Origin of the sequence: Kiloniella litopenaei, assembly GCF_000982415.1 — a bacterium.
In the GTDB taxonomy this organism is placed as follows: domain Bacteria; phylum Pseudomonadota; class Alphaproteobacteria; order Kiloniellales; family Kiloniellaceae; genus Kiloniella; species Kiloniella litopenaei.
This window is the reverse complement of sequence record NZ_LANI01000031.1, coordinates 12,787-31,834: the sequence shown is the minus strand read 5'-3', so window position 1 is coordinate 31,834 and position 19,048 is coordinate 12,787. Positions and strand designations below refer to the sequence as shown.

The window sequence follows — 19,048 nt, the reverse complement described above, 5'->3', positions numbered from 1 at the left end:
TATGTTATAACATATCATTTGTCAATTTGGATTATTTTCTAATTACAAGGGCATTAATGCTTTGTTTATTCCCAATAACTATTTTATCTGTTAGATTACTTTCGCTACATGCAAAGAAAATTGATTTAGAGTAAATGTCTTTATTTAGAGAGATTCATAAACGATCCCGTATCGTGATCCCGCAGGTTTTGGGGGCGGCACTGGTGGCTTATTTCGCGTATCACACCATCGAAGGTGACCGCGGGGTTTGGGCATGGATTCATCTTACTCAAAATCTTCAGGCAAAACAAACTGAAATGCTTAGTGTTCAAAGTGAGCGTGAGGAACTCGAGGCCAGAGTTGCTCTTTTACGGCCCGATAACCTTGATCCCGATCTTTTGGAAGAGCGGGCGCGGGATGTGCTTAACTATGGTCGTGAAAACGAATATTTAGTTATCCAGCAACGTTAGATAAGTTAACTAAATATTGTGCAATGCAGCATTTTTGTGGGTAGTTAACTTATTTTTGGTTAATAAGTGAAAAGTTGTTATAAATCAATAATATAAAATGTGTTGTAATAAAATTACTTTTCCCTTATTTTAAGTGCGAGACATAAACCCCCCTTAGTGCATAACACTAACTTGAACGGGAAACCTCGCATGGCGACTAAAAAAACGCCCACCAAACGGGCCCCTAAAAAACGGACAGCATCTTCTGCGCTTCCATCCGACGTTAACAATGAAATGATCCTTGATTTTTACCGTGAAATGCTTTTGATCCGGCGCTTTGAAGAAAAAGCCGGACAATTGTATGGCATGGGGTTAATTGGTGGATTTTGCCACCTTTACATCGGGCAGGAAGCTGTCGTTGTTGGTATCCAGTCAGTACTGGAAGAACGCGATACGATCCTGACGTCTTATCGTGATCATGGACATATGCTTGCTTGTGGAATGGATCCTGATGGTGTGATGGCCGAGCTTACCGGGCGTATCGGTGGATATTCCAAAGGTAAGGGCGGTTCCATGCACATGTTCAGCGAAGAAAAAGGTTTCTACGGTGGGCACGGTATTGTTGGCGCACAGGTTCCAATCGGAACCGGTATTGCTTTTGCTCATAAGTATCTGGAAGAAAATGCTGTAAATGTTGCCTATCTGGGGGATGGCGCATTGAACCAGGGGCAGGTATACGAATCATTCAATATGGCGTCTTTGTGGGATCTGCCTGTTGTTTATGTCATCGAAAATAATCGCTATGGCATGGGGACTTCGACCGAGCGTTCTTCTGCGAATAGTACAGAACTCTATCAACGTGGCAGTGCTTATGGAATTCCGGGCATGCAGGTTGATGGTATGGATGTGGTCGCTGTGCGCGAAGCTGCTAAGGTGGCTGTAGAGCATGCCAGAAGTGGCAAAGGCCCTTATATTATGGAAATGATGACCTATCGTTATCGCGGTCATTCCATGTCTGATCCGGCCAAATATCGTTCCAAAGAAGAAGTTCAAAAGGTGCGTGAAGAACGTGATCCGATTGAACGTCTGCGCGCGGTTATGGTTAAAAAGAACGTCATTGACGAAGCAGGAATGAAACAGATCGATAAGGATGTTAAAGCGATTGTTTCCAAATCTGCCGAGTTTGCACAGTCTAGCCCCGAGCCAGATCCTTCTGAACTTTACACCGATGTGTACGCTGACGCGTAAGCTGTCCGTCATTCCGGAGAAGAAAATATGCCAATAGAAATTCTTATGCCTGCGCTTTCCCCAACTATGACAGAGGGTAAACTTGCGCGTTGGATGAAAAATGAAGGCGACAGCGTATCATCAGGTGATATTCTGGCCGAGATCGAAACAGATAAAGCGACAATGGAAGTTGAAGCCGTTGATGACGGGGTTCTTGGAAAGATCCTTGTCGCCGGTGATACGGATAATGTTGCTGTGAACACACCAATCGCTCTTCTTTTAGAAGAAGATGAAAGCGATGCGGATTTGAGTAACTATTCCGCAGCTGCACCTGCACCAGCTGTTCAAGCTGAAGAAGCTCAACCGGCTGCGGTAGCATCCGAGACGGCTAACGTCTCTGCACCGGAAGCTCCGAAAGCTGAATCTGTTGCGCCAGAGAGCGAATGGGACGGTCCTGTTAAAAATACGACAGTTCGCGAAGCTTTGCGTGATGCAATGGCTGAAGAGATGCGTCGTAATGAAAAAGTATTCCTGATGGGCGAAGAAGTCGCTCAGTACCAAGGGGCGTATAAGATCAGTCAGGGGCTGCTTGACGAGTTTGGGGCCAAGCGTGTCATCGATACACCAATTACAGAACATGGTTTTGCTGGTCTCGGTGTTGGTGCTGCATTCTATGGCCTGAACCCGATTGTAGAATTTATGACGTTCAACTTTGCGATGCAGGCGATTGATCACATTATCAACTCTGCTGCAAAAACACGTTATATGTCTGGTGGTCAGGTGAGCAGTCCGATTGTTTTCCGTGGTCCTAACGGTGCCGCAGCGCGTGTTGGTGCCCAGCATTCTCAGTGTTACGCAAGCTGGTATGCCCATTGCCCGGGTCTTAAAGTTGTATCGCCTTATTCTGCAGCTGATGCCAAGGGGCTGCTTAAGTCTGCGATCCGTGATCCAAACCCGGTGATCTTCCTGGAAAATGAACTTCTATACGGACAAAGCTTTGACGTACCGGATACAGACGACTGGACTGTGCCAATCGGCAAAGCCAAGATTGTTCGCCCGGGAACGGATGTAACCATTGTGACTTTCTCTATCATGGTTGGAAAGGCTTTGGAAGCCGCTGAGGAACTGGCTAAAGAGGGTATTTCGGCCGAAGTTATCGACTTGAGAACAATTCGTCCGCTGGATACCGAAACCATCCTTAATTCTGTGCGCAAGACCAACCGGTTGGTGACAGTTGAAGAGGGGTGGGCTTTCTCTGGTGTTGGGTCTGAGATTTCGGCCATGGTTATGGAGCAGGCATTTGATTATCTTGATGCTCCTGTTCAGCGTGTTGCCGGCGTCGATGTTCCGTTGCCTTATGCCGCGAACCTTGAGCAGCTAGCGCTACCTCAGAGTTCTCACATTATTACTTCGGCCAAAGAAGTCTGCTATCGCTCATAAGCAGAGCAGGGGAGAAATACGATGCCTATAAATATTCTTATGCCCGCCCTGTCGCCTACGATGACAGAAGGCACACTGGCCCGTTGGTTGGTGAACGAAGGTGATACAGTGAATTCCGGCGATGTGCTTGCTGAAATTGAAACTGATAAAGCCACAATGGAAGTTGAGGCCGTTGACGAAGGTACGATTGCCAAGATCCTTGTTCCCGGCGGCACAGAAGGGGTGGCGGTTAATCACACGATTGCTATCCTGTTGGAAGAAGACGAAGATGAAAGCGCGTTAGAGAACGTTTCTACGGAATCAGAAGCACCTGCTGCCCAAGCTGAATCGAAGAAAGAAGAAGCTAAACCAGCTGAGCCTACGACAGAAGAAACATCCTCTTCAAAATCATCGCCTGCAAAATCATCGTCTGCAAAATCATCCTCCGCAGCACCTGCTCCTGTCTCAGCAAGTGGTGAACGTATTTTTGCAAGTCCGCTTGCCAGACGGATGGCTTCTCAGGAAGATCTTGATCTTTCTGCCCTTAAGGGTTCTGGCCCTCATGGACGCATTGTAAAGGCTGATATCTTGTCTGCTCTGGAACAGGGTATTGGCAAAGCAGGTGCTCCGGCTGCAACTTCTGCTGTGGCTCCGGCTAAGGCTGCGCCTGTTGCGTCGGGACCAAATGCACGAGAACTTGCGGATATGCTTGGTATGCAATACGAACTGGAACCGTTGAGCTCCATGCGTCGTGTCATTGCCAATCGTCTGAGCGAGTCCAAGCAGACCGTTCCACATTTCTACCTGACGGTTGATTGTGAAATGGATAAGTTGTTGGCATTCCGTAAAGAATTGAATGCAAGCGGAGATGTGAAAATTTCCGTGAATGATTTTGTTATTCGCGCTGCGGCTTTGGCTTTGAAAAAGGTTCCGGCTGCAAACGCATCATTCAGTGATGAAGGTATTCTTAGCTATAAAAATGCAGATATCTCTGTGGCTGTCGCAACGCCATCAGGTTTGATTACGCCAATCATTAAAGCTGCTCAGAACAAAGGGCTTGGTGTTATTTCTGAGGAAATGAAAGATCTGGCCGGTCGTGCACGCGATGGCAAGCTGAAACCGGAAGAATATCAGGGTGGGACCTTCTCAATCTCTAACCTTGGTATGTTTGGTATCAAAGACTTCTCTGCCATTATCAACCCGCCACAGGGATGTATTCTTGCGGTTGGTGCCGGAGAACAGCGCCCTGTTGTCAAAGATGGTGCCTTGGCAATTGCAACAGTGATGACCTGTACGCTGTCTGTTGATCACCGTGTCGTCGATGGTGCGGTTGGGGCCGAGTATATGGCGGCGTTCAAGGCTCTGATCCAAGAACCTCTCTCCATGCTTCTTTAGGAGAATGAAACTATGAGTGATACTAACTTTGATGTTATCGTTCTCGGTGGTGGCCCTGGCGGGTATGTAACTGCGATCCGTTCAGCACAGCTTGGCCTGAAAACGGCTGTTGTTGAGAAAGATCACCTCGGCGGGATTTGTTTGAATTGGGGATGCATTCCAACGAAAGCACTTCTGCGTTCTGCAGAAATTTACCGAAACATGAAGCATGCGGAAGACTATGGTCTTTCTGCGTCAAATGTCAGTTTTGATCTGCAGAAAATCGTTGAACGTTCCAAAGGTGTTTCCAAGCAATTAAATGGCGGCGTTGGTCACCTTCTCAAGAAAAACAAGGTAACGGTCTTTGATGGCACGGGAACTTTAACCGCTGCTGGCAAAATGACCGTTGAGGGCAAAGATAAGAAAAAAACGGCCTTAACGGCCAAAAATATTATCATTGCGACGGGGGCACGTGCCCGCACTCTTCCGGGGTTAGAGCCTGACGGCAAGCTGGTTTGGACCTATCGTGAAGCTTTGCGTCCCGATACAATGCCAAAGTCGTTACTGGTGGTTGGTTCAGGCGCTATTGGTATCGAGTTTGCTGATTTTTACAGCACACTTGGCGCAGACGTTACTGTGGTTGAGATTTTCGATAAAATTTTGCCTGTGGAAGATGATGAGATTTCAAAGCTGGCCCAAAAGCAGTTGGGCAAACATGGCTTGAAGTTCCGCACAGGCACCAAGGTCAGCAAGCTGGATAAGAAAGCCAACCAGGTTACCGCAACGCTGGAGAAAAATGGCAAGACTGAGCAGATCACCGTTGATCGTGTGATTTCAGCGGTTGGGGTTGTTGGTAATATTGAAAACCTTGGCCTCGAAGCTCTTGGTATCAAAACTGATCGTGGCTGTATTGTTACGGATGAGTTCTCACGGACAAATGTACCCGGTGTTTATGCGATCGGTGATGTGGCTGGGCCGCCAATGCTTGCGCACAAGGCTGAACACGAAGGTGTTGTTTGTATTGAAAAGATTGCAGGTTTGTCTGCGCATCCGATTGATAAGTCCAAGATTCCCGGTTGTACTTATTGCCATCCGCAAATTGCATCGGTTGGTCTGAATGAACAGACGGCCAAAGCAGAAGGACGCGACGTTAAAATCGGCCGTTTCCCCTTTGCCGGTAACGGAAAGGCTATTGCACTTGGTGAGGCCGAAGGTCTGATTAAAACAATCTTTGATGCCAAGACAGGTGAACTGCTTGGCGCGCATATGATTGGCGCGGAAGTCACTGAACTTATTCAGGGATTTGTCGTTGCGATGGGGCTTGAGACAACGGAAGAAGAGCTTATGCATACTGTCTTCCCGCATCCAACCTTGTCAGAGATGATGCATGAATCCGTTCTGGATGCCTATGGTCGGGCAATTCACTTCTAGGTGTGATTTTGCCGCAGGCAATCTTAGTGCTTGAGATTTTGTTGTAATTCCATATGTATTGCAGCATGTAACAGGAAGGTACTTATGCCTTCCTGTTAGTAACGGCGTGTAAACCTCTTCCATTGTAGGATTGGTTCACGAAATGGTCGGAGTTAGTTGATGACAGAAACCATGGTTTCAGAACAGACAACATCCCAGCTCGAGGGAAAAGAACGTGCAGAGCGTATTATTTCCTCAAAGGATGACCGTGCGAAGATGCGGCACCCTGAAAAGGCCAAACGTCCCGACTCTCCCATCCAGCGCAAACCGTCCTGGATCAGAGTAAAAGCCCCAGTATCCAAGGGATATCAGGAAACGCGCAAACTAATGCGTGATAACAATCTTCATACGGTGTGTGAAGAGGCTGCGTGCCCCAACATTGGCGAATGCTGGTCTAAAAAACACGCCACCATGATGATTATGGGCGGGATTTGTACCCGCGCCTGTTCATTCTGTAATATTGCAACGGGGAAACCCAATCCGTTAAGCCCGCTTGAGCCATATAGCGTTGCGGCGGCGGTTGCCAAGCTACAGCTGCGCCATGTGGTGATTACATCGGTGGACCGTGACGATCTAGATGATGGTGGTGCCGAGCATTTCTCAAAAGTAATTGCTGCAACACGAAAAGATGCGCCGGATACAACGATTGAAATTCTGACACCTGATTTCAGGCATAAGGATGGCGCGTTGGAAGTCGTTGTGAAGGCAAAACCGGATGTGTTTAACCACAATCTGGAAACTGTTCCGCGTTTATATACATCCGTACGCCCAGGTGCCCGCTATTACCACAGTTTGAAAATTCTGGACCGCGCTAAAGAACTTGATCCAACACTTTTTACCAAATCCGGGCTGATGGTCGGTTTGGGGGAAAGTAAAGATGAAGTCCTTCAGGTTATGGATGATATGCGTTCTGCCGACATAGATTTTCTGACAATCGGTCAGTATTTACAACCAACACCAAAACATCATCCTGTTGATCGTTTTGTTGATCCGGAAGAATTCAAGTTTTATGAGAAGATGGCTTATAACAAAGGCTTCTTGCATGTTGCATCTACACCTTTGACACGTTCATCCTATCATGCTGATGAAGATTTCCAGGAATTGAGAAAAGCCAGAGAAGAAAAGCTGTCTCGTTCTTGATTTTGGACATTAGAAATGCCCGTTCACGCTGAAAAAAAAGTACTGAATTTCAAACCAGAGCAAGTTTTTGAAATGGTCGCCGATGTCGAGCGATATCCAGATTTCTTGCCCTGGTGCGTGGGCGCGCGCATAAAGCGCCGACAGGATACAAGAATATTTGCGGACCTGATTATCGGTTTTAAGATGGTCAGGGAGAAGTTTACCAGCCGGGTGGATCTTCACAGGGAGCAGCTTCGTATTGACGTAGCCTATGTTGACGGTCCCTTTAAATACCTGACAAACACTTGGGTCTTTGAAGAGCATTCCGAAGGTTGTCTGGTCGATTTTCATGTGGATTTTGAATTTAAGTCAAAAATGTTGCAAATGATCATGGAACCTTTTTTTCATGAAGCTGTCAGGCGTATGGTTCACGCATTTGAAACCAGAGCTGCGGTCCTGTATGAGCCTTATGATGGCGAGAAAATTTAGTATCTTCTCAAGGATCTAAGCAAGAACACTATCCATAAGCCAGTACTCAGTTGCTTTACTGGTAACTTTAAAAACAAAAATTTAGCTCGCACCGGGAAGATTGACGCCTTGAGAAAGAGCGTAGTAAAGCGCTGTTGTCATAAACATATTAAAGCCCGAATGCAGGATGATTGCAGGCCAAAGAGACTGGCTTTTGTATACGATTAATGAAAAGGCTATTCCAGCGACTGTTAAGGCCGGTATTAAGGCGGGAATACCGTGTGTTGATCCAAAAAGAAACGAACTGATTAAAATCGCGAGATATTTGCCGAGTTTCTGGTCAAGCCATCCCAGAATAACACCCCTGAATACTATTTCCTCTGCAAAGGGGGCAATAATGCCCGTTGCAATCATAGTCAGAATATAAGCGTCCCACTTAAATCCTTGAGGGGCCAGCATTTCAAGCTGTGGATTAACAAAGTCCGAACTGATCAGCTGTGTGACGGTAGAGTTTACAATACCAACAATAATAACCAGCGGCAGCGTCAAAAGCGCGGCACGATAACACCAGTTTGCCGATGTTCGAACCAAACCAAGATTGTGCCAACCCAAACTATATTTTTGTAACAGGAAATGCCGAACAATAATCAGAATAAGTAAGTTCTGAATGAGAACCAAAAAGATAAGTGGAAATGAGACGGATGAACCGTTTTCCGCTGTTGAGAAAAAGGCTGATAAAAAATAGGCAATGCCTTTGATCGCGATCAAAAAAACGATAAATGCCAAGACAAGTTGGCTGAGCGGAATATCCGAGAGTGAGGGGCGAGGGGTTAGTGACGATGTTTGTTCGTCAGTATCTTTATTCATATAAGCCTGTTTTTTAAAAATGAAAGCGCAGCATGAACGGTTTGTTCTCGAATAGCTGCTCGGTCCCCGTCAAAGTGGTAACTTTGATAAAGCGTGCGGTCATTTTCCATTGCTGTACCAATGAATACTGTTCCGACAGGTTTTTGTGATGTGCCGCCGCCTGGACCTGCGATACCTGTTACTGACACCGTTAGTTGGGCATTGGAAAACTTCATCGCACCTTCGGCCATTGATGACGCGACGGGTGAACTGACAGCACCATGCATGGATATTTGCTCTATGCGTACGCCAAGCATTTCATGTTTGGCTTCGTTCGAATAGGTCACAAAACCTCTGTCCACAACATCTGAAGACCCTGAGATTTCAGTTAAAGCCCCAACAATTAACCCTCCGGTACAGGATTCTGCAGTGGCAATTTGCAGGCCTTTTACTCGACAGAGGTCAAGAACCTCTTCCGCAAGTGTTTCAATCTCTGTTGTTAGAGACATTATGGCCTCCTAAATACGTTGTAGAATCTCACTAGTATAGGGGATAAATTCATATAGAAGGTAAAATGTTATCAGGGCATATAATCCGGCAACCATATCGTCCGACATAATACCGAGCCCACCCTTGATATTTCGGTCTAGCCAGTTAGCCGGAAATACTTTGACGATGTCGAAGAAACGGAAGATCAGAAAGCTGATTAGGTAAAGTGTTGGATTTAACGGCACAAAAGCGAGAGCTAGCCATTGGCCTGCCACTTCGTCAATAACAACAGCCCCGGGATCTTCTTTCCCAAGTGCTGTGGAATATTGACCACTTGCCCATATGCCAACACCATATGCAATAAGGGAGGCGATGATTAAACCGATTGAGCCTGTGTAGCTTGAAATAACCCAGGCAAAAGGAAGGGCAGCCAGTGATCCCCAAGTGCCCGGGGCAAACTTAATAAGCCCGGAACCAAACCATGTGGAGATGAGAGAAGCTGGGTGGAAAAATGAGAGTTTTGTCTGAGACATATGTTTGTCTTTACGAAGTTGTTTTGCCTGTATTTTTTGGCTTGGCTTATTTAGTCAGTTGAAGGAAGTTGAATGGTCGCAACTGCCTGTGCCGCAATACCTTCTTCTCGCCCTGTAAAGCCAAGCTTTTCCGATGTGGTGGCCTTTATGCTGACGCGGTTGGGGCTGATATCCAGAATGTTAGCCATTTTTGCAACCATTAATTCTCTGTTTGGGCCGATTTTGGGTTGTTCACAAACAAGCGTTACATCGACATGTATTATTTTCCCTTGCCTTGCAAGAACTCGGTCGCGCGCAAAGATCAGAAACTGGTCTGACAGGGCACCTTTCCATTGCGGATCGCTCGGGGGGAAGTGAGTTCCAATATCACCTTCGCATAGTGCGCCAAGGATCGCATCGGTTAATGCGTGCAGACCAACATCAGCATCAGAATGGCCCTTGAGTTTTTTTGTATGCGGAATATCAACCCCGCAAAGTGTGACATGATCGCCTTCTTCAAAGCAGTGGACATCATATCCGAAGCCGGTTCTGCTTTCCATTTGATGCTCTTTGGGCATTTTATACTCTTTAGTTTGTCGGTTGTTGACGATCATGGTTGCCTGAACCAAATCTTCCGGTGTTGTAATTTTAAAATTCTCTTTGCCGGACGTTACAATAGATATCTGATGCCCGTTTGCTTCTGCAACTGCGGCATCATCCGTGTATTTTGAAAGATCTTTTATAGCAAGATGCGCATTACGTATAATATCAAAGGGAAATGCCTGCGGTGTTTGTGCGTGCCAAAGCCCGTTTCGATCGACATTTTTTAAAATGATGTTATCTGCAGCCTGCTTAAGGCTGTCCACAACGGGGGAAGCAGCGATTGCTGCTTTTCCAGATGTGCCTGCATGAATAAGATTGGTGATGACATCGTGATTGGTAAAGGGACGTGCGGCATCATGGACAAGAACAATATCAGGGCGGGTGCTTTCCAAGGCTAGTAAACCATTTAAAACTGATTCCTGGCGTGTTGCACCGCCGTGGGTCGTGAGAACTTTATCAGCAAATTCACTGCATTCACGCTGAAAAAGCTCTTCGTCATCGGCGTGAATGACAACAAGGATGCCATCTACACATGGGTGTTTAGAAAAATTATCGAGTGTCAGGGCAAGAATACTGGTATCACTTAGCCTATGATACTGCTTGGGGAGGTCAGATCCTATACGGCTGCCTCTGCCCGCAGCGACAATGATTGCCCAGGTACCGGACATAAACCTATTCTCCTGATTTCGATTCTTGCCAATCTAGGCTAATTTACAGTAGTAACAAAATGATATGTAACAAAGGCTAATCAGATGTCTAGTAAGAAGGTAAGATTATGACCGTTTTTTGGGGAATGCTTGCACTTGTTCTGATGTTGCCCGCGATATTAATACCCTGGGTATCAAAGACGGACAGCTCGTCTCTTCTGATGAGGGGGGCTTTGTTGATTGCAATGTTTGGTGCCAGCTTCACCACGATGATCCACCTTATGGGGCATTGGGATGGGGGGGTAAGTATATCGCTTTGGATAACGATATCATTAAGCCTTTTGTTGTTTTTGTGTTTCTCTTTACTTGTTAAAGAGTTTGAAAAACTTGCGTTGCTCCTTGCGCCTTATTTGTTTCTACTTGGTGTTTTTGCCGTTGCTTGGGAGGGGCAATCAGCGACTGCTACTCCGATAGAAAGTATGGATAACTGGTTGGTCTTGCATATTTTAGCATCCATCTTGACTTATGCGTTGTGTACATTGGCCGCCATTTCCGCAGTGTCTGTGCAATTACGAGAACGAGCCTTGAAATTAAAGAAGGTCGAAAGCCCATTTCTAATCAAATTGCCATCGGTTTATGATGCCGATCGATTTCAGGTCAGTTTGCTAACAATGGCAGAAGCTGTCTTGGGATTGGGGATATTAACCGGGTTTGCTCGTCAGTATTCTGCGTCAGGTCATCTACTGGATTTTGATCATAAATCACTTCTTGCCTTGGTTGCATTTGTTGTTATTGCCGTTCTTTTGATATTACATAAATTTATTGGGATACGGGGGCAGAATGCGGTTCGGTTTGTTCTAGCTGTTTATTTATTATTGACCCTTGCTTACCCGGGCGTGAAGTTTGTAACTGACGTCTTGTTGGCCTGAAAATTAGATTTTTCAGTAAGTTTTTTGCACATTCCCCTTCGCATAAGCCGGGAAAGGCTGTATAAGCAGTTTTTCTTGTTTTGCCTAAAACTTAGGCGGTTGCGAATGGTGCACAACGAATGAGCATTTCAATTGGTCCTATTAAGATAGAGGATCCGGTTTTATTAGCCCCGATGTCTGGCGTTACTGATATGCCCTATCGACGTTTGGTTAAACGCTATGGTGCGGGGTTGGTGATTTCGGAAATGATTGCCAGCAAGGCAATGCTGCAAGAGAGCAGAGAGTCCCTTAAGCTAAGTACCAACTGCGCTGAAGAGTTTCCAATGGCAGTGCAGCTGGCTGGTTGTGATCCAAGTATTATGGCCGAGGCTGCAAAGATGAATGTTGATCGTGGTGCTGCCATTATCGATATTAACTTTGGGTGTCCGGTGAAAAAAATTGTTTCAAAGTACGCCGGGTCTGCGCTTATGAAAGATGAAGTGTTGGCCGAGGATATTATGGATGCAACTGTCAAAGCGGTGGATGTTCCTGTTACCGTCAAAATGCGTCTTGGCTGGGACGATACAAACCGTAATGCGCCAGAGTTGGCAAAACGTGCAGAGAACGTTGGTATTCAAATGATTACCGTTCACGGGCGCACAAGAAATCAAATGTATAAAGGCGAAGCTGACTGGGAAGCTGTTCGTGCCGTCAAAGAAGCGGTAAATGTACCTGTAATCATCAATGGTGATATCCTAACCCCCGAAGATGCCAAGCAAGCGATGAAAGTATCTGGCGCGGATGGCGTGATGATTGGTCGGGGATGTTATGGCAAGCCGTGGTTGCTAAGAGAAGTTAGTCAGTATCTCAGAGATGGGACATATGTAGATGAGCCTGAGCTGAAAGAGATTTTTGAGCTTATCTGTGAACACTATGAAGCTATGTTATCTCATTATGGAGAGCGTAAAGGCGTCGCCATCGCGCGAAAGCATCTGGCTTGGTACTGTAAGGGGCTTCCTGATTCAGCTTCATTTAGGGCAGAAATCAACAAGGTAAATGAACCCGATGTTGTGATCAGAATGTTGGGAGAATATTTTCAGCCTCACATTGATAAAGCAGCATGACAAAAAACTCCTTAAGTAATGATAACGGACAAAACTTGACCGTTGCATCGGATAGATATGGTCCGTTGTCTCTTGATGAAAATTCAGCATCTCTGAGCGTCTTGAATTCATTAACTGACCCGGTTTTTGTTGTGGGGCCAGACAAGGCGATTGTGTTTGTTAATCAGTCAGCTGAACAGTTCCTGCAATCAAGCAAAGTGGTTCTGGTCGGGAGCCTTTTAGGTACACACTTCTCAGAAGATTCTCAGATTGTTCACTTGATTGAACAGACTCAAAGGGAAGAAAGTTCAGTTGCTGAATATGGCGTGCGATTGGAAACGCCTAGAATTGGAACACATTTAGTTACTGTTGTTATTTCCCCGATGCATGACCGGCCTGGCTTTAGCGTTGTAACGCTTCAACAGCAGTCAATTGCCCGTAAAATTGACCATCAACTTGTTCATCGCAATGCTGCAAGATCAATCACAGCCATGGGGGCCATGTTAGCCCATGAGGTGAAAAATCCGCTATCTGGAATTAGGGGCGCGGCCCAGCTATTGGAACTAAGTGCTGGGGAAGATGATAGGCAACTCACCAAGCTTATTTGTGATGAGGCAGATCGTATCGTGACCTTGGTCGATCGTATCGAAATGTTTTCTGATACACGGCCAATGGAAAGAGAAGCCGTTAATATTCACGAAGTCTTAGCGCATGTCAGGCTTCTGGCCGAAACCGGATTTGGGCAGAATATAAAATTTACCGAAAAATACGACCCTTCGCTTCCAGAAGTTTATGGTAACAGGGATCTTTTGATCCAGGCTTTTCTTAACCTTGTGAAAAATGCCGTTGAGGCACTGGGTAAAGAAGGGGGAGAGGTCACCTTAACGACCAGTTATCAACAGGGCGTAAGAATGCGATTGCAAGGGGGGAATGAACGGATGGATCTTCCTCTGCTGGTTACTGTTGAAGATAACGGGCCAGGCATCTCTGCTGACCTTCATGAACATCTTTTCGACCCTTTTGTTTCGACGAAGTCCGGAGGGAAGGGGCTTGGCTTGGCGCTTGTTTCTAAGGTTATCGAAGAGCACGGTGGTGTCATAGAGCTGGAAAGCATGCCCCGGTTAACAAAATTTTCGACCAGTTTGCCATTGGTACCAAAAGATCTACGAGATCAAAGTAAAGCGCGATTAAATAAAAATCTGAGGGATGCTTCATGAGTGATGCGACAATCTTGATTGCCGATGACGATCAGGCAATCAGAACTGTTTTAACGCACGCATTGGGGCGGGAAGGCTATCGTGTTCAAGCGGCAAGCAGTGCAGCATCATTATGGCAATGGGTTGCTAAGGGCGAAGGTGACCTGGTTATAACTGATGTTGTCATGCCAGACGAAAATGGATTGGACCTCATTCCGCGGATCAAAAAGATTCGTCCGGACCTACGAATCATTGTGATGTCGGCGCAAAATACATTGTTAACTGCGGTTAAAGCTACCGAGCGCGGTGCGTTTGAATACCTGCCAAAACCATTTGATTTGAAAGAGTTATCCTTAACTGTTAAGCGAGCACTTTCAGAGCCGGTTGATGTTGTTGAAGAGGTAGAGGAAGCAGCCGAAGAACAGTTGCCGTTGATTGGTCGTTCCGTAGCGATGCAGGAAATCTATCGAGTGATGGCCCGATTGATGGCAACGGATCTAACCGTGATGGTGACAGGTGAATCAGGGACGGGCAAAGAGCTGATATCACGGGCACTTCATGATTATGGCAAGAGAAAAGAAGGCCCTTTTGTTGCCGTGAATATGGCGGCTATTCCAAAAGAATTAATTGAAAGCGAGCTTTTTGGTCATGAAAAAGGAGCTTTTACAGGGGCGACCGCAAGATATTCCGGGCGCTTTGAGCAAGCCGCTGGCGGAACATTATTTCTTGATGAAATTGGTGACATGCCTCTGGAAGCTCAAACAAGACTTTTACGTGTCTTGCAGGAAAATGAATTTACCACAGTCGGTGGGCGGGTTCCCATCAAAGCTGATGTTCGTATAATCACAGCGACCCATAGAGATCTTGCGCAAATGGTTGAACAGGGCAGCTTTAGAGAAGATTTATATTACCGACTAAGTGTGGTGCCGTTGAGGTTGCCACCACTCAGAGAGCGTTCAGAGGATATACCTGAGCTGGTATCTCATTTTCTTCGACTATGCGAACAAGAAGGTTTACCAGGAAAGGTCATTGATCAGGGGGCTATGGCCTCTTTAAGAAATAATTACTGGTCGGGAAATATTCGCGAATTGGAAAACGTTGTTCGGCGATTAACTGTTCTCTATAGCCAGGATGTTATTTCACAGGATATCGTCGAACATGAACTCAACCTTATTTCCATGGGGACGAGTACAGAAGAAAACATGGTCAGTTCTCCTGTTGTTCCGGCGCTGAATGAATCCTTGGGTGAGGCCGTGGAACGGCATCTCAGTGAATATTTTGCGGCTCATTTCCCTGAACTGCCTGCGACTGGACTGTATGATCGCATTTTAAAAGAGATTGAAAAACCTCTGATCGAGCTATCTTTAGCTTCAACAAATGGTAATCAAATTCAAGCGTCCAAACTTTTGGGATTGAATAGAAATACTTTGCGGAAAAAGATAAAGGAACTTGAAGTGTCAGTGATCAAGGGCGGTAAGGCATGATTGAACAGACACAAAGTGATCGGAGTTCTGCACTTCAAAAAGAGACAATGTCAATGAATAGTGGGCCAGCGAATAGTGGGACAACGAGTAATGGACCAGAGAATAATGGGTTTTGGTTAAATGCGTCTCTTTGGGCCAAACGTGTTGGTCTAGAGAGAAAATTGGCGATTATTTTGCTGGTTGCTGCAAGTATTAGCGGTATTACAACATTCTCTGCTCTTTCAGGTGATCTTTCCCAAGCCAATGATCCCCAGCTTATTTTGTTTTTGTTGACGGCTGATTTTATCCTGTTAATGGCGCTGTTGGCGATTGTTGTCAGACGACTTGTTTTGTTGTGGCTAGAGCGAAAGCGTGGGCTTGCAGGGGCGAAATTGCATTCCCGATTGGTGGGATTGTTCAGTTTAGTTGCCGTAACGCCTACCATCATTGTTGCTGTGGTTTCTGTCGGTTTCTTTGAATTTGGCTTAAAGGGTTGGTTTAATGAGAAAGTGAGTACGGCGGTTAAGGAATCATACGCAGTTGCTGAATCCTATCTCAATGAGCATCAGCAAGGTATTGTTGCAGATGCTTTGTCTATTTCAAACGACCTTGGGCAATCCTTGAATTTATTGATACAGAATGAAGATCAGTTTGATGCTTTTTTGACTGACAGAGCTAACCGCCTCAATTTGACCGAGGCTGTTGTTTTTGATCAATCAGGGCAGGTTCAGGGAAAAGCGGCCTTTAGTTTTTTGCTTAACTTTGCGCCTGAAATACCTGATTTTGCAATAAATAATGCGATTACTGGTGAGGTCGTTATCCTGTCTGGGGAAAATAATGATCGCGTCCGGGCGCTTGTGTATCTCGGCGGATTTGATGGATCATTCCTTATTGTTGGCCGTCCCATTGACCCAAATATCTTGAAACATATAGATCGCGCAAAAAGTGCCGTTGCGCTTTACACTGATCTGGAAGGGCAACGATCTGGTTTTGTGCTTACCTTCGCAATGATCTTTGCAATTGTTGCTTTAATGATTTTGTTGGCATCAGTTTGGGTTGGTTTGACTTTTTCAAATAACCTTACGGGGCCTATTGGGAATTTAATTGCTGCGGCAGAAAAGGTGCGCGAAGGTGATCTGGAGACACGGGTTATTTCCAATAAATCAGACGATGAAATTGGGCGCTTGTCTCGCACCTTCAACTTGATGACGGGGGAATTGCAGCGTCAACAACAAGAATTAATGAGTACGAATGCGCAATTGGACGAACGTACAAGATTTATCGAAGCTGTCTTGGGGGGTGTTACCGCTGGTGTAATTGGTTTAAATGCGAAAGCAGAAATTACATTGCCCAACAGGTCAGCATCATCTTTTTTTGCAGAGCAATTTCAAGAGCTTCGGGGGCAACACATTTCTAAGGTAATGCCAGAAGTCGCCGAGTTTGTTGAGGAAGCTAAATCCAGACCACTTCGCCCTGTCGAAAAGCACATACCCTACACACAGGAAAATGGTGTCCAACGTACATTGTTGTTACGAACAGTCGCAGAGCTTGGCGATGATTTTGAAATTATTGGCTTTGTTATTACCTTTGATGACATTACTGAATTGGTTTCGGCCCAACGTAAAGCTGCGTGGTCAGATGTTGCCAGACGTATTGCTCATGAAATAAAAAACCCGCTAACACCCATTCAACTTTCTGCTGAACGACTAAAGCGAAAGTATCTCAAAGAGATTGAGGGGGATACCAAGACATTTGAGCTTTGTATCGACACGATCATCCGGCACGTAACGGATATTGGAACAATGGTAAATGAGTTTTCTTCTTTTGCGAGAATGCCTGTTCCAAAAATGAAAGAAACGGATTTGAACAAGCTTATAAAGGAAGCCGTTTTTTTACAGGATACAGCCCAACAAGGGATTAAGTTTGAAACCATTGTTCCTGATGAGAATATAAAACTTTCCTGTGATCCTGAACAAATCAATCGTGTCTTGACGAACCTGTTGTTAAACGCTGGGGAATCAATCGAAGGAAAGCTTGAGCAAGGCAATAAGGATACCGCTGCAATAATTAAGGTGTTTCTTGAAAAGTCAGAAACAGAAATCTCGGTTATTATCCAAGATACAGGAAAGGGATTACCCGCGGGAAATCGTGAAAAACTTACAGAGCCATATGTAACGAACCGAGAAAAAGGAACAGGTTTAGGGCTGGCGATTGTTAAGAAAATTATGGAAGATCATGGCGGCTCTCTTGTTCTCGAAGATAATTTGGATCAAACTGGTGAAATAATTGGTGCCCGTGTGCACTTGGTATTCCCGATTAACGGTTAATAGAATATTTTAACAAATTTAAGCAGATTGATTAGATGACCCGCGAAATTCTCATTATTGATGACGAAGCTGATATCAGAATGGCACTAAGTGGTATTCTGGAAGACGAGGGCTATATCGTTCGAGAGGCCGCCAACAGTCAAGAGGCCCTTGCGACAATTCATGCCCGACGTCCCAGTCTGGTTGTACTTGATATATGGCTGAATAACTCTGAGCTTGATGGTATTGGAATATTAGAGGCTATTAAACACGATTATAACGATTTACCTGTTGTCATGATGTCTGGACATGGAACAATCGAAACTGCGGTAAGTGCGATCAAAATTGGTGCGTTTGATTTTGTTGAAAAGCCGTTTAAATCAGATCGCCTGCTTTTGATTATCAACAGGGCAATAGAGTTATCAGAATTACGACGAGAAAATGAGCGTTTGAAAGTAAGTGCTGCTGTTCAGTCGTCTTTGATTGGTAATTCTGCCCCGGTGGTTCAGCTTCAGCAAGCATTGGATAAGGTCGCCCCAACCGGAAGCCGTGTTTTGATAACTGGGCCTGCGGGGGCAGGAAAAGAAGTTGTCGCCCGTCAACTTCACCAGCAATCCACCAGAAGCAATGGGGCGTTTGTAGCACTGAACTGTGCGACGATGCATCCAGATCGTTTGGAAAGTGAGTTGTTTGGTACTGAAAGTAAAGATGAGGATGGGGAAACATCTATACGGATTGGTACATTTGAACAAGCACACGGTGGAACCCTTTTACTTGATGAAGTTGCAGACATGCCCCTTGAAACACAGGGGAAAATAGTTCGTGTTTTGCAAGAGCAATCCTTTACCAGAGTCGGTGGAGATGTAGAGGTAGAAGTTGATGTTAGGGTTATTGCCTCTACCAATAAAGATCTACAGGCCTTGATTGCGGCTGGTGAGTTTAGGGAAGATCTCTTTTATCGTTTGAATGTTGTCCCTCTTGTCGTTCCTGCATTGGTTGATCGCCGGGATGATATCCCGGATTTGATAGAATACTTTATGGATTTATCAGCTAAAACCAACGGTATTCCTGCTCGCCCTTTGGCACAAGATGCAATGGCATCCCTTCAGGCGTATGAATGGCCGGGTAATGTTCGACAGCTTCGCAATGTTATTGACTGGCTATTAATTATGGCACCAGGTGAGGGGGATGAAGTAATCTCGGCCGAAATGATGCCACCTGATATCGGATCTATATCTCCGTCTGTTTCATCTGGCTCTGCCGGGCAAGAAGATTTGATGTCTCTGTCCTTAAGGGATGCGCGAGAATTGTTCGAAAAAAGGTATCTTGAGGCTCAAATTATGAGATTTGGCGGAAATATCTCGAAAACCTCTACATTTATTGGTATGGAACGATCAGCTTTACATCGCAAGTTGAGAACCCTTGGTATTTCAACAGACCGAAATTAAAAAATACGGATTTAGGATCCTG

17 protein-coding genes are annotated in these 19,048 nt (G+C 45.5%); 13 read left to right on the top strand and 4 right to left on the bottom strand.

Going from position 1 to position 19,048, the window contains the following annotated elements; all coding sequences use genetic code 11:
• Window positions 1-134 precede the first annotated feature (134 nt).
• From WH95_RS18060 to WH95_RS18030, 7 genes are all read left to right on the top strand, one after another.
• The gene (locus WH95_RS18060) at window positions 135-449 is read left to right on the top strand and encodes an FtsB family cell division protein (protein ID WP_046509776.1); all 315 of its coding nucleotides are present in this window, start codon (window positions 135-137) and stop codon (window positions 447-449) included.
• A 189-nt stretch (window positions 450-638) separates the two neighbouring features.
• Window positions 639-1,676 (top strand): pyruvate dehydrogenase (acetyl-transferring) E1 component subunit alpha, encoded by a 1,038-nt coding sequence (gene pdhA, locus WH95_RS18055; protein WP_046509775.1) that lies wholly within the window; start codon window positions 639-641, stop codon window positions 1,674-1,676.
• Window positions 1,677-1,703: 27 nt separating this feature from the next.
• The gene (locus tag WH95_RS18050; protein WP_046509774.1) at window positions 1,704-3,095 is read left to right on the top strand and encodes a pyruvate dehydrogenase complex E1 component subunit beta; all 1,392 of its coding nucleotides are present in this window, start codon (window positions 1,704-1,706) and stop codon (window positions 3,093-3,095) included.
• 21 nt (window positions 3,096-3,116) lie between these two features.
• Window positions 3,117-4,469 (top strand): pyruvate dehydrogenase complex dihydrolipoamide acetyltransferase, encoded by a 1,353-nt coding sequence (locus WH95_RS18045; RefSeq protein ID WP_046509772.1) that lies wholly within the window; start codon window positions 3,117-3,119, stop codon window positions 4,467-4,469.
• A gap of 12 nt (window positions 4,470-4,481) precedes the next feature.
• On the top strand, window positions 4,482-5,879 hold the full coding sequence (lpdA, locus tag WH95_RS18040) for a dihydrolipoyl dehydrogenase (RefSeq protein ID WP_046509771.1): 1,398 nt from the start codon (window positions 4,482-4,484) through the stop codon (window positions 5,877-5,879).
• Between the two features lie 159 nt (window positions 5,880-6,038).
• Window positions 6,039-7,058 (top strand): lipoyl synthase, encoded by a 1,020-nt coding sequence (lipA, locus tag WH95_RS18035; protein ID WP_113772049.1) that lies wholly within the window; start codon window positions 6,039-6,041, stop codon window positions 7,056-7,058.
• 15 nt (window positions 7,059-7,073) lie between these two features.
• Window positions 7,074-7,526, top strand: coding sequence for a type II toxin-antitoxin system RatA family toxin (locus WH95_RS18030; RefSeq protein WP_046509770.1), 453 nt, complete (start codon window positions 7,074-7,076; stop codon window positions 7,524-7,526).
• An 81-nt stretch (window positions 7,527-7,607) separates the two neighbouring features.
• On the opposite strand, the gene WH95_RS18025 is transcribed toward WH95_RS18030, so the two are convergent.
• The 4 genes from WH95_RS18025 to WH95_RS18010 are packed head-to-tail and all read right to left on the bottom strand — an operon-like array spanning window position 7,608 to window position 10,623.
• Window positions 7,608-8,372 (bottom strand): CPBP family intramembrane glutamic endopeptidase, encoded by a 765-nt coding sequence (locus WH95_RS18025; protein ID WP_046509769.1) that lies wholly within the window; start codon window positions 8,370-8,372, stop codon window positions 7,608-7,610.
• Window positions 8,369-8,860 (bottom strand): CinA family protein, encoded by a 492-nt coding sequence (locus tag WH95_RS18020; protein ID WP_046509768.1) that lies wholly within the window; start codon window positions 8,858-8,860, stop codon window positions 8,369-8,371. The genes WH95_RS18025 and WH95_RS18020 overlap by 4 nt, the downstream gene beginning before the upstream one ends.
• A gap of 9 nt (window positions 8,861-8,869) precedes the next feature.
• On the bottom strand, window positions 8,870-9,373 hold the full coding sequence (locus WH95_RS18015; RefSeq protein ID WP_046509767.1) for a phosphatidylglycerophosphatase A family protein: 504 nt from the start codon (window positions 9,371-9,373) through the stop codon (window positions 8,870-8,872).
• Window positions 9,374-9,423: 50 nt separating this feature from the next.
• The gene (locus tag WH95_RS18010; RefSeq protein ID WP_046509766.1) at window positions 9,424-10,623 is read right to left on the bottom strand and encodes a bifunctional 2-C-methyl-D-erythritol 4-phosphate cytidylyltransferase/2-C-methyl-D-erythritol 2,4-cyclodiphosphate synthase; all 1,200 of its coding nucleotides are present in this window, start codon (window positions 10,621-10,623) and stop codon (window positions 9,424-9,426) included.
• Between the two features lie 107 nt (window positions 10,624-10,730).
• On the opposite strand from WH95_RS18010, the gene ccsA reads away from it, so the two are divergent.
• The 6 genes from ccsA to ntrX all read left to right on the top strand — a co-directional run bounded on the left by ccsA (window position 10,731) and on the right by ntrX (window position 19,026).
• Window positions 10,731-11,531, top strand: a complete 801-nt coding sequence (gene ccsA / locus WH95_RS18005; protein WP_046509765.1) for a cytochrome c biogenesis protein CcsA — start codon at window positions 10,731-10,733, stop codon at window positions 11,529-11,531.
• Window positions 11,532-11,650: 119 nt separating this feature from the next.
• Window positions 11,651-12,634 (top strand): tRNA dihydrouridine synthase DusB, encoded by a 984-nt coding sequence (gene dusB, locus WH95_RS18000; protein WP_046509764.1) that lies wholly within the window; start codon window positions 11,651-11,653, stop codon window positions 12,632-12,634.
• Window positions 12,631-13,830: a two-component system sensor histidine kinase NtrB gene (locus WH95_RS17995; protein WP_046509763.1), complete on the top strand. Its 1,200-nt coding sequence runs from the start codon at window positions 12,631-12,633 to the stop codon at window positions 13,828-13,830. Before dusB ends, WH95_RS17995 begins: the two co-directional genes overlap by 4 nt.
• Window positions 13,827-15,293 (top strand): nitrogen regulation protein NR(I), encoded by a 1,467-nt coding sequence (ntrC, locus tag WH95_RS17990; protein WP_046509762.1) that lies wholly within the window; start codon window positions 13,827-13,829, stop codon window positions 15,291-15,293. The genes WH95_RS17995 and ntrC overlap by 4 nt, the downstream gene beginning before the upstream one ends.
• Window positions 15,290-17,599: a sensor histidine kinase NtrY-like gene (locus WH95_RS17985; RefSeq protein WP_052742135.1), complete on the top strand. Its 2,310-nt coding sequence runs from the start codon at window positions 15,290-15,292 to the stop codon at window positions 17,597-17,599. The genes ntrC and WH95_RS17985 overlap by 4 nt, the downstream gene beginning before the upstream one ends.
• Window positions 17,600-17,634: 35 nt before the next feature.
• A complete protein-coding gene (ntrX, locus tag WH95_RS17980) occupies window positions 17,635-19,026 on the top strand; it encodes a nitrogen assimilation response regulator NtrX (protein ID WP_046509761.1) in 1,392 nt (463 codons plus the stop codon).
• Window positions 19,027-19,048 lie beyond the last annotated feature (22 nt).